This is a genomic window from Arsenicibacter rosenii (assembly GCF_001870735.1).
Taxonomy (GTDB): domain Bacteria; phylum Bacteroidota; class Bacteroidia; order Cytophagales; family Spirosomataceae; genus Arsenicibacter; species Arsenicibacter rosenii.
Window position 1 is genome coordinate 59,925 of sequence record NZ_MORL01000014.1, and the last position, 12,981, is coordinate 72,905.

The following is a 12,981-nucleotide window of genomic DNA, read 5'->3' on the forward strand; positions in this document are numbered from 1 at the left end:
TTAACGCTTGCGTAAAGTAATCTATTAAACGTTTCCGGTGGGAAATTGTCTGTTTTGTAGTCAATTTAGTCAAATCTTACCAGGTTGAGGCGATGGCAGTGAGGAATCAAACCGGAAATAGCATCTCTGTTACAACCATCGGCACGCAAACCGCGTCTTAAGACTATGCATAAACTACTCACCATCTGTTGGCTTTTGCTGATCGGTATATCCGCACAGGCCCAAAAAAAGAAGATGACAACGCCCTATCAGACCGACTGGAAACAGGCCGACTCGCTGGCTGCCAAAGGTTTATACCGCTCAGCATTTGACATTGCGAACCGGATTTATGCACAGGCAAAAGCCGATGCCAATTACCCGGAGCTGATCAAAGCTGCCATGCAGCGGGGTATCTATAACTCATTTCTGGACAGCAATAAGGCGTATCTCTCCCTCATCAGTTCGTTACAGGCCGATGTAAAGGAGGTGCCGGAACCGGCACGGTCGGTGCTGTCGTCGGTGCTGGGCGAAGTGTATTGGCAGTACTATCAGCAGAACCGCTGGAAACTGATGAACCGCACGGCAGTGGCGCCAGGCAAGTCTGCTGAGCTGGCGGTAGATACCTGGGATGCCAGACAACTGGTGGCGGCGACCACACAGGCCTATCTGGCGTCGATCCGGAACGCAAGCCTGTTGCAGCAGACGCCGGTAACCTCGTACAGCGCAGTGATTTTGTCGTACGAAAAAGCGGAACCCTACAAGGCCTCTACCCCGCTCCGGCCGACGTTGTTTGATGTAATGGCGCACCGGGCGATCTCCTTTTTTCAGAATACCGAAGCCGATATCCAGCGGCCGGTGTTCCGGTTTGACCTGGATCAGGCAAACTACCTGAGCGATCCGCAGACGTTTGCGCGGCTGAACCTGCAAAGCCAGGATTCATTGTCGGGGCGATTTCTGGCGCTGGAAACGTATCAGCAACTAATCCGCTTTCACCTGAACGATGCCGATCCGTCAGCGCTGGCGGATGTTGATGTGTTGCGGCTGAAATTTGTTCATCAGTACAGCGTGCTGCCGGATAAAGAAGAACGGTACAAGCAGGTATTGCAGGCAGAAGGCAAGCGGTATGCCGGTAAACCTGCCGAAGGTGACTACCTCTTTGCGCTGGCCGAACTGCTGGCCGACGCTAATCCGCCGGTGCGCCCGTTACGCCGCGGCGTTGAGAACAGCAACGCTCCGGCCGACAAATCAGGTAAATGGGATAAAAAACGGGCTGCTGAGATCTGCCGGGAGCTGATCCGGCAGTATCCGGAAACGGTGCCCGGCCAGAATGCCCGTAATCTGCTGGCCCGCCTGAGCAGCAAGCAGCTGGATATAACTGTTGAGGGTGTTTTGGAGCCCCTGAAGCCGTTCCGTGCGCTGGTAGGCTATCAGAATGTGAATACGCTTTATTACCGGATTTACCGTGTACCGGTTTTGTCGCCGACCTACAATCAGCAGTCTTCCACAGAAACCGAACTGGCAAAGCGTATTGCTACACTGGCCAAAACCAAAGCGGTTGCGGAGGGTCAGGCCAGTTTGACCGACGACGGCGATTTACAGCGGCATACCATCGAAATTCCGCTGGGAGCGCTGCCGGTCGGGCACTACCGGATGGTGGCAAGCTCTTCGGATAAGTTCTCGGCCCAAACTGATGAAATCCGGTTTGCTGACCTTGTGGTCTCTAATCTGAGTTATTTAACCGATAACGAATATGACCGCCAGGACTATCAGCTATATGTCGTTCACCGGCAGACGGGTGAGCCGCAAAAGGATGTGACGGCGGTACTCTACCATCAGCTACAGCAGGGTGCATGGGTAATCGACAAAGTCAATACGGCCAGCCTGAATCAGGCCGGCGGCCGGATTGCCATTCGCAAAACGCTGCCGGTGGGCCAATACTATTTCCGGCTGATTCAGGGAAACGATACCCTCAATACCGAACAGTTCTACAGCAACAACTACCGGCCCGCCGAAAATCAGGAAGACCGGAACGTTAAAGAAATCCGCCTGTTTACCGATCGGGCCATTTACCGGCCGGGACAACCGATCTATTTTAAAGGGCTGTATTTCGAAGGCGGTAATAACGCCTACAAAGTAGTTCCGAATGAGTCTGTTGAGGTGGTCCTGCTGGATGCCAACAGCGAGCAGGTGTCTAAAATGACCCTGAAAACAAACGAATTCGGCACTTTCCAGGGCAGTTTTATCGCGAAAGCCGGTAAGCTGACCGGCATCATGACCATCGGCACCGACATCGGTTCAACCCGGGTTAGGGTCGAGGAATACAAACGCCCGACCTTTGAGGTGACCTCACCACCGGTGGAAGGTACGTTCCGGCTCGGGCAGCCTGTTTCGGTCAGTGCCAACGCCAAAACCTTTGCCGGAGCCGTGCTCGACGGTGCATCGGTGCGGTATCGGGTTACCCGTAAGCTATATCAGCCGTGGTGGGAATGGGGCTGGTGGCGGCCGCGGCCGGTAGTCGCCAATGCGGCCGAGATTGCCAGTGGCGTTGCGACTACGAATACCAAAGGCGAAACCAGTATTACCTTCACGGCTGCCCCCGACTTGTCGGTCGATGAGAAAAGTAATCCGGTGTTTGAATTTGACGTAACCTTCGACGTGACCGACCGGAACGGCGAAACCCGCAGCACGTCGCAAATGGTACGGGTCAGTTACTCGGGCCTTGAACTGACGCTGCCGATACCGGCTCAGATTGATAACCGGTCGGGACAGCCGGTTGAGGTAAAGATTACGAACACGGCTAACAAGCCGGTGCAGGTGCAAAGTGAGCTTGTGATTTACCGGCTAACCCCGCCGGCGCGCTCCCTGCGTAAGCGCCTCTGGGAAAAACCGGACTACCAGCTGCTGAGCCGCGCTGAATACGAGCGACAGTTTCCGCACGATATCTACGACGAAGAAGACGATATCGTTAACTGGCCGAAGCAGGAAGTTGCCCACATCAGTAATCCGGGGTCGGTTACGCTGGCCAAAGGCTATGCCCCGGGCGAATACAGGGCCGAACTGCTGGCTACCGATGCCAAAACCGGCGCAAAAGCCACGAAAACGGCTTATTTCTCAGTACTGAATCCGGAAAAACCGGATTTGTCGGTCCGGACCGAAAATTTTGTGCAGGTTGAGAAGGCAGAAGTGCCGGTCGGGCAGAACGCCGTGTTCTGGATAGGCAGTCAGCCCGCTAACGGCTGGGTACTGATGACGGTTGAAGAGCAGGGCAAGACAGTGCGGGAAGAATGGCTACAGATTGGCGACAGTCCGAAGCGCATTGAGCTGCCGGTGCTGCCGCGCCACCAGACCGCCAAATACCGCCGTGGGTTTGTCGTGCATTTTGCTACTATTCGTTTCGGCCGGTTGTACACCCGGACGCAGAATATCCGGATACCGGCCGATAACAAAGAGCTGAAAATCGAAACGCTGACCTTCCGCGATAAGCTGAAACCGGGGCAGCCGGAAGAATGGACGTTACGGGTGAGTGGTACGCAGAAAGACCGCATTGCCGCCGAAATGGTGGCTACCCTCTACGATGCCTCGCTGGATGCCTTTGCGCCGCTGAACTGGCCGGCGTCTTTTTATGCCAGCACCGATGACTTCAGCCAGGGCTGGCACTCGCAGTCGTTCGATACACACATGGCCTGGGTACCCTTCTGGAAAAACCAGAGCTGGCCTCCGACAGCGCGGCATTACTACCCGTTCCTGACCTGGGGTAATTTTGTGTTTACCGGTGGTTTTTCGCGGCCGTTCCAATACCAGCCGTTTACAAAAGCAGGCACTATTGCGAACGGTAGCGTACAGGTTGCCATTGACCGTAAAAAGAACACGATCACCGGCCGGGCGCTTGACAGTGAGGGACAGCCGGTGCCAGGTATTAATATTGTACTGAAGGGCACTCAAAAAGGCACGGTTACTGATCAGGATGGTGAATTCAGCCTTGAAACAGCAGTGAAAAAGCCTGAACTATCGATCAGCATGGTTGGCTTTGTTCCGGTGACGGTTACCATCACGAAAGCGCACCAAAAAGTGACGATGCGGCCGGATGCACAGTCGCTCAACGAAGTCGTGGTCCTTGGTTATGGTGTTAAGCAGAAAAGAGATATAACCGGATCTGTACAAACGGTTAATGCAAGGATGGCTGCTGCTCCGGCTGCGGAAGCTGCTATGAGTGCTGATGTGAATGATGGGGGCCCTATCCGGATTCGGGGAAAATCTTCTCTGGAAGAGACGGGTGAAGGAACCGGCGCTGCTAAGCCAGTTACGCCGTCGATCCGCCGGAATTTCTCTGAAACGGCGTTTTTCTTCCCGCAGCTTCAGACCGACAAGGAAGGCCGGATTCTGCTGAAGTTTACGATGCCGGAAGCCCTGACGCGCTGGCGGTTACTGGCGTTTGCGCATACGAAAGACATGCTGGTCGGGACGCTGGAGAAAGAAGTGGTTACGCAGAAGGAACTGATGATCACCGCCAACTCACCGCGTTTCCTGCGCGAAGGCGATACCTTGCGGCTGGCCGCGCGGATTAATAACCTGACCGAAAAAAGCCTGTCGGGCACGGCGCGCCTTGACCTGATCAACGCTCTGACCGGCGACATCATCACCGACAAGTTGCTGAAACAAACTACCCAGACCTTTACTACGGCCCCGCAGCAAAGTACGGCACTGGGTTGGGTACTGGTGGTGCCTTCGGGCATTGAAGCTGTTACGTATCGCCTGACGGCACAATCCGGCTCGTTCAGCGACGGCGAAGAGCAAACGATTCCGGTATTACCGAACCGGATGCTGGTGACCGATGCACTGCCGTTCTGGGTGGATGGTAATGAGAAGCGGACCTTTACGCTGGATGCCCTGGCCAAACTGAATCCTGAAATGCCTGTGCGGCACGAACGTCTGACAGTCGAGGTCTCGGCAAATCCGGTCTGGTCGGCGCTGCAAAGCATTCCGTACCTGATGGAGTACCCGTATGAATGCTCGGAGCAGCTATTCAGCCGGTTGTATGCCAACAGCCTGGCGGCGTATATTCTGGACCAGAAACCGGTATTCCGGCAGGCCATTGAACGCTGGAAAACGGATCCGGTCAACAATCCGCTCGAAGCCAATGCCGAACTGAAAGCGCTGTTACTGGAAAATACGCCCTGGTTGCGGGATGCCAAAAGTCAGAAAGACCGGCAGGCACGTCTGGCCGAATTCTTCGACGTCAATCGCCTGGCTAACGAACAGCAACAGGCTATTGACAAGCTCAACGCCCTGCAAACGGCCGAAGGTGGCTTCCGCTGGTTTGGCGGTATGGAAGCCAATCCGACCATTACGATGCATATTGTGGCAGGTTTCGGCCATCTGGCCAAACTGGGTGTCCGTTTCCCGGGCGATCTGCAACCGAAAGTTGACAACATGATGGACAATGCCATTAAGTATGTCGATACCCAGATGAAGGACTGGGTCAGCCGGGAGAAGGCAAAAAATGCCTGGATTGGCTATTCGGCGCTGCAATATCTCTATGCCCGCAGTTTTTACCTGCAACACCCGGTTCCGGCTGACCTGTTGACGTATTTTAAGCCGAAAGTGGTCGAAAAATGGCTGAACGAAAGCCTGCAAGGTCAGGCGATGTCGATGATTACGCTTAACCGGCTGGGCGATAAGAAAACGTCGGCGGCGATCATGGCGTCGCTGCGTGAGCGGGCGACCAATGATCCGGAGATGGGCATGTACTGGGCCGAAAATAAGGCTGGTCTCCGCTGGTATCAGGCACCTGTCGAAACGCAGGCACTGCTGATCGAAGCCTTCGACGATATGGGCGCGGATAAAAAGCAGCTCGACAACCTGTGCAAGTGGTTACTGCGCCAGAAGCAAACCCAGGCCTGGCCATCGACAAAGGCCACGACCGAGGCGGTCTATGCCTTGCTGCTGCGCACGGACGACTGGACAAATCCGTCGAATACGGTCGCTGTAAACGTCGGCAGCATCGCACTGGCTAGCCGGGCAGATAAAACAGAAGCACTGACCGGCTACCAGAAGGCCACGTTCGGCCCGGGCGAGATTCAACCGGCTATGGGCCGGATTGAGGTGCAGAAAAAAGGCAACGGCCCGGCATTCGGCGCCATGTACTGGCAGCACTTCGAGCCACTCGACAAAGTGGTAGCCGGCAGCACCGGCCTGAGCGTGCAGAAAACACTGTATATCCAGCGCGATTCGCCGGCCGGTCCGGTTATTACGCCGGTCGATCCGAACACGAGCCTGAAGCCCGGCGACCTGATTAAGGTGCGGGTAGTACTGGCTACTGACCGCGATCTGGAGTATGTGCATCTCAAAGACAGCCGTGCGGCCGGTTTTGAGCCGGTATCGGCCTTATCGGGCTACAATTTCCAGAACGGGTTAGGCTATTACGAAGCGCCGCGCGATGCCAGCACCGATTTCTTTATCTCGTACCTCAACAAAGGCACACACGTATTCGAGTACGAACTGCGGGTATCGATCACCGGTGATTTCTCGGCGGGGGTAGCCACCGTACAATGCTTTTATGCCCCTGAATTCACGGCCCATTCAACCGGCAGCCGCGTAAAAGTCCGGTAAGCCTACATCTCGTCACAAAACGAGATCCCGTAGGGATCAAACGTCTATAGCCCAAGTACGTTTAATTTATATCGTTCAATACGCAAAACGCCACAGGATATCCTGTGGCGTTTTGTATTATCCAAAGAATCTACAAAAATCGACAAAAAAATAAGTACCCGTCCAGACCTGGCATTTTGTCCGTTTGATATATGTTTTGTACCAGAAAATAAAAGACATTATAGTAAAAGTTATACAAACTCACCAAATGCCTACAAAATAAAAATTGTACTGAAGCGTATGCTATTAATATGCTGCAAACCAAGTGATTGACTTTGGAGTATCTTGGTTGTTGACTATCGGCTCTGACACCGGTCATAGTATTTTAACCAATGGGTTAGTGTCAATAAAGTGCCGGAAAAAGACAAAAATCAACAACCTGAAGCGTATGAAAAATGTCTTTACTTATGGAATCTTACTGGGTCTGTGTTTACTGGCAACAATTACCGGAGCACAGGACAAAGGATGGTACGAAGGAAAAATTACGCTGGCATCGAATCAGACGCTGGCTGGCCTGATCAGCTTTAACTGGGACGGTGATGTTGTGCAGGTACGGCTGACTGACGGCCGTATCCGGGCATTTTCACCGGCTCAGGTACAGACGTTTACCTGGGCCACATCGACGAAATCGGCGCGGGTGTTCGGCGCATTTCCGGTACCGGCAAAAGCGCTGGGCCATCAATCACGACATCCGGACCGGCTGGTTTTTCTGGAAACCCATCTGACCGGCCATTATCCGGTTTTCCGGCGTATGCAGAAAAAGCACGGCTTTTTATATATCCGCCCGAAGCGGCCGGGTAACGTTGCCAACCAGCAGGATTTTGCCGGTGACCGCGACCACTTCGATTATTTTGTGTACGACGGTAAGGCATTCCGTAATCTGTTCTATTTCTACCGCGACATTGAGCCCCTCATGGCCGATTATCAGCCGACGCTTGACGAATTTGCCCGTGCCCACCAGCTGAATTTGCGCGAGCCTATGGCACAGCTTATGCTCATTGACCGCTATAACCAGCTGAAAGCGGCCGAACTAAAAGGGAAAACAGACTTTATTGATACACTATCAGCGCAATAGTATATTTAAGTGACCGCTTTCCGTTCATCACAAATGTTTTGCTATTTGTTGTTCTTCTAAACATTTTTGACGATTTCATTGAGAATATGTGCAAAAAGAGCCAATTTCAAGACGTTTTTTGCCAAATTTTCTACTGAATAAACTAACTGAGTTTACCAAATCGTCAACAGTCAATGAAGAGAAGAGACTTTATGCACTTGTCGGGTATGGGTTTCGGAGCCTTAATGGCGTCATCCGTTCCTGTACTGGGCAATGCTGTTTCGCTGGAAAAACTGCTGGAGCCAGGTGCTGATGTAGCGTTTAAAAAGAAGATGGCCGACATCGCCCTGAACGCTGCGAAAAGCAAAGGCGCTACCTATACCGATGTCCGGATCGGCCGCTATCTGCAGCAATTCCTGTTCACCCGCGAAACGCGCGTGCAGAATATCGTAAATGCCGAATCGTATGGTGTCGGTATACGGGTAATTGCTAACGGGACCTGGGGTTTTGCGTCAACGAGCGATGTGACTACAGAAGGCATCGCCAAAGCCGCGGAAACGGCCGTAGCCATCGCCAAAGCGAATGCTAAAATCCAGAAGGAACCAGTTCAGCTGGCCCCGCAAAAGGGCGTTGGCGAGGTAAGCTGGAAAACACCGATTAAAAAGAACGCCTTCGAAATCCCGATTCAGGAAAAAATTAACCTGTTGATGAACGTCAACGGTGAGGCCATGAAAAACGGGGCGGGCTTCGTGACCTCGAACCTCTTCTTTGTTAACGAGCAGAAATATTTTGCCTCCACCGACGGGTCCTATATTGATCAGGATATCCACCGGATCTGGCCGACGTTTACCGTGACGGCCGTTGACCGGCAGGCCGGTAAATTCAAAACCCGCGACGCCCTGAGCTCACCGATGGGCATGGGCTACGAGTATCTGGATGGCCTGGCTTCGGAAAAAATTCCGGCACCGAACGGGCTGGTCGGCTACCGGAATTCCTACGACATGGTCGAGGACGCTATTCTGGCTGCTAAGCAGGCAAAGGAAAAAATGACCGCCAAAAGTGTGCAGGCCGGTAAGTACGATCTCGTACTTGACCCGAACCACCTTGGCCTGACCATCCACGAATCGGTTGGTCACCCGCTGGAACTTGATCGTGTACTGGGCTACGAGGCCAATTACGCCGGTACAAGCTTCGCGACCCTCGATAAGTGGAAAACCAAAAGCTTCAACTACGGCAGTAAACTGGTTAATATCGTAGCCGACAAAACGCAGCCTTATACGCTCGGTACGGTCGGGTACGATGATGAAGGCGTGCCTTGTAAAAAATGGGATCTGATTAAAGACGGTGTGCTGGTAAACTACCAGGCGATCCGTGATCAGGTGAGCATCCTGGGCGAAAAAGAATCGCATGGCTGCTGCTATGCCGATAACTGGAATTCGGTGCAGTTCCAGCGGATGCCGAACGTCTCGCTACAGCCGGGTACGGAAAAACGCAGCGTAACCGACATGATCAAAGGTGTCGAAAAAGGCATCTATATCATTGGTCGTGGTTCCTATTCAATTGATCAGCAGCGTTATAACTTCCAGTTTGGCGGTCAGTTGTTCTACGAAATCAAAAACGGTGAGATCGCCGGTATGCTCGAAGATGTGGCTTACCAGTCGAACACGCAGGAGTTCTGGAACTCGTGTGCCCAGCTCTGCGACCAGGACGATTACCGGACGTTTGGGTCGTTTTTTGACGGAAAGGGACAGCCTTCGCAGGTTAGCGCTGTTTCGCATGGTTGCCCGACGACACGTTTCAACGGCGTTAACGTAATCAACACCGGACGGAAGATCTGATAATCTGAATACTGGATTTTGAAGATGCCGGATAAGCTGGATACTTGATGCTGGATACAAAATCCAATATCAAGTATCCAGCATCCGTCATCAAGTCTTCCCAAACTCATCAAACGAACATGGCAATTCTAAGCAGAGAAGAAGCAAAAAAAATTATAGATAAGGTACTGGCCTATTCGAAGGCCGATGAAATGACCGTGGGCCTGAATGGTGACCGGACAGGCAACATTCGGTATGCACGGAATACCGTATCAACCAGCGGTGAGTCAAATAACCTGTCACTAGCCGTTACAGCGGTATTTGGCAAACGTTCAGGCACCGCAACCATCAACGAATTCGACGATAAGTCGCTGGAGAAAACCGTTCGCCGGGCCGAAGAAATCGCCCGGCTGGCGCCGGAAAACCCTGAGTTCGTAGCGGCGCTCGGCCCACAAAACTATCAGGATACCAAAGGCTTTGTCGATTCGACGGCGAAAATCGACCCTGAGTACCGCGCGAAAGTTGCCTTCGACAGCATCGATGCCTGCGCGAAGAAAAACCTGACCGCTGCCGGTTATCTGGAAGATTCAGCCGGGTTCTCAGCCATTGGCAACAGCAAGGGGCTGTTCGGGTATAACCGCGCTACCAGCGTTGACTTTTCCGTAACGGTCCGCACAGCCGACGGCACCGGCTCGGGCTACGTTACCCGCGACTATAACGATACGACCAAGCTGAACGCCCGCGAAGCAACCAACATCGCGGTACAAAAGGCACTTGCTTCAAGCAACGCACGGGCCCTGGAACCGGGGAAATATACCGTTATTCTGGAGCCAACCGCGTCGGCCGAACTGCTGCAGAACATGATGCGCAGCTTCGATGCCCGTAACGCCGACGAAGGCCGCAGTTTTCTGAGCAAAAAAGGCGGTGGTACGCGTCTTGGCGAAAAACTGTTCGACGAGCGCATTACCATCTACTCTGATCCGTGGAACCCTGAAATTCCGGGTTCGCCCTATACCGGTGATGGTCGTCCGCAGCAGAAAACGACCTGGATTGAAAAAGGGGTTGTTAAAAACATGGGCTATTCGCGCTATTGGGCCGAGAAAAAAGGCGTAGCGGCTACCCCACCTCCCTCACGGTTTATCCTGGAAGGCGGCACCCAATCGCTCGCTGACCTGATCAAGAGTACAGAGAAGGGCATTCTGGTGACGCGGTTCTGGTATATCCGCGCCGTTGATCCGCAAACCTTACTCTATACCGGCCTGACCCGCGACGGGACGTTCTACATCGAAAACGGCCAGATTAAATACCCGGTTAAAAACTTCCGCTTCAACGAAAGTCCGGTCATCATGCTGAATAATGTCGAAGCGATGGGCAAGCCTGTCCGCGCCGACGGCAACCTGATTCCGCCGATGAAAATCCGCGACTTTACGTTTACGTCGCTTTCGGACGCGGTGTAATCGGGATGCGGATATCCAGGTTGGGCGTGTGCACACGTTTTGGGCGACCACGTGGTTTTGGGCGATTGCACATGTTTTGGGCGATTGCACATGTTTTGGGCGATTGCACACGTTTTGGGCGATTGCACATGTTTTGGGCGATTGCACATGTTTTGGGCGATTGCACATGTTTTGGGCGATTGCACACGTTTTGGGCGACCACGTGGGGTCGCCCCTACGAGATGCCTGTACCCGTACGGGCGACCCCACGTGGTCGCCCTTTTTTCAAAATCCGTCGCCCTTCTTTCTAATCATTAAACCAACAAAACAGGCGACCGTTCCTGTATCATTTTTCAAACCAACAAAACAGGCGACCACATGGGGTCGTCCCTACTTATGAACCGTCGTAATTTCATCCAATTGTCCGGGATGGGTATCGGGGGCATTATGCTGCCGGGTATTCCTGTCTCCGGCCGGCCTGTGGCGCCGGAAGCGCTGCTGGAAACCGGCCTTGATGTCGCTGTAAAAAAGCGGCTGGCGGATGCTGCCCTGAATGCTGCCAAGGCAAAAGGCGCAACGTATGCCGATATCCGGATCGGCCGCTACCTGAACCAGTACGTGGTTACCCGCGAAGACAAAGTTCAGAACATTGTCAATACGGAGTCGTATGGTGTGGGCGTACGGGTGATTGTCAACGGATGCTGGGGCTTTGCCGCTGTGGTGGATGCCAAAAACGAGGCACAAACAGCCCGCGCCGCCGAAGAAGCGGTGGCCATCGCAAAGGCGAACGCCAAACTGATGACGCAGCCGGTGCAGCTGGCACCACAAAAAGGCTTTGGTGAGGTAAGCTGGAAGGCACCGATCACCAAAAATGCCTTTGAGGTACCCATCAAGGAGAAGGTCGATCTGCTGTTGTCGGTCAACGACGCAGCGATGAAAAACGGCGCGAATTACGTGAACTCGGTCCTGTTCATGGTGAACGAGCAGAAGTATTTCGCCTCCACCGACGGTTCGTACGTAGATCAGGATATCCACCGGATCTGGCCGACATTCGGCGTTACGTGTATTGATCCGAAATCGGGCAAATTTGAAACGCGGCAGGCGCTGAGCGCACCGATGGGCATGGGCTATGAATACCTCCAGGCCAATCCGTCGGACAAGGTTACGGGCGTGACGACGCGTTACAACAAAGGCTACGACATGCTCGAAGACGCCATTGCCGGGGCAAAGCAGGCTAAAGAAAAACTGACGGCTAAGTCGGTTGAAGCGGGTAAGTACGATCTGGTGCTCGATCCGTCGCACCTCTGGCTGACCATTCACGAATCGGTCGGTCACCCGCTGGAGCTCGACCGTGTACTGGGTTACGAAGCCAACTTTGCCGGTACCAGCTTTGCGACCCTGGACAAATGGCAGTCGAAGAACTTTAATTACGGCAGTAAGCAGGTGAACCTGTTTGCCGACAAAACACAGGTTGGCTCACTGGGTGCCGTCGGCTGGGACGATGAAGGCGTGCAAACCAAACAGTGGGATCTGGTCAAAGACGGTACGCTGGTCAACTATCAGGCAATCCGCGATCAGGTGCACATCATCGGTGAAAAAGAGTCGCAGGGCTGCTGCTATGCCGACAGCTGGAGCTCGGTGCAGTTTCAGCGCATGGCCAACGTGTCGCTGGCAGCCGGCAATACACCACTCTCGGTTGAGGAGATGATTAAGGATGTGAAGAAAGGGATTTACATCATCGGTGACGGCTCGTTCTCGATTGACCAGCAGCGCTATAACTTCCAGTTTGGCGGTCAGTTGTACTACGAGATTAAGGACGGGAAAATTGCCGGAATGCTGAAAGATGTGGCTTACCAGTCGAACACCCAGGAGTTCTGGAATTCTTGCGCACAGGTCTGCGACCAGCGCGATTACCGTCTGGGGGGATCGTTCTTTGACGGTAAAGGACAGCCGATGCAGGTAAGTGCGGTATCGCACGGTAGTGCCACGGCCCGTTTCAATGGTGTCAACGTCATTAATACAGCCCGTAAAATCTAATCCTGAACCG

5 protein-coding genes are annotated in these 12,981 nt (G+C 53.4%); all 5 read left to right on the plus strand.

The features are described from left to right. The first annotated feature begins 165 nt into the window (after window positions 1-165). The 5 genes from BLX24_RS20845 (at window position 166) to BLX24_RS20865 (ending at window position 12,971) form a co-directional block, all read left to right on the plus strand. Window positions 166-6,588: an alpha-2-macroglobulin family protein gene (locus BLX24_RS20845; protein WP_071505137.1), complete on the plus strand. Its 6,423-nt coding sequence runs from the start codon at window positions 166-168 to the stop codon at window positions 6,586-6,588. Window positions 6,589-7,015: 427 nt separating this feature from the next. Further along, entirely contained in the window at window positions 7,016-7,702 is a 687-nt protein-coding gene (locus BLX24_RS20850) for a hypothetical protein (RefSeq protein ID WP_071505138.1), read from the plus strand. 173 nt (window positions 7,703-7,875) lie between these two features. Then, complete coding sequence (locus BLX24_RS20855) at window positions 7,876-9,519, plus strand: TldD/PmbA family protein (protein ID WP_071505139.1); 1,644 nt, start codon at window positions 7,876-7,878, stop codon at window positions 9,517-9,519. 119 nt (window positions 9,520-9,638) lie between these two features. Then, complete coding sequence (locus BLX24_RS20860; protein ID WP_071505140.1) at window positions 9,639-10,955, plus strand: TldD/PmbA family protein; 1,317 nt, start codon at window positions 9,639-9,641, stop codon at window positions 10,953-10,955. A gap of 375 nt (window positions 10,956-11,330) precedes the next feature. After that, window positions 11,331-12,971 carry a TldD/PmbA family protein gene (locus BLX24_RS20865; RefSeq protein WP_071505141.1) on the plus strand — a complete coding sequence of 547 codons (1,641 nt, stop codon included), beginning with the start codon at window positions 11,331-11,333 and terminating at the stop codon, window positions 12,969-12,971. Window positions 12,972-12,981 lie beyond the last annotated feature (10 nt).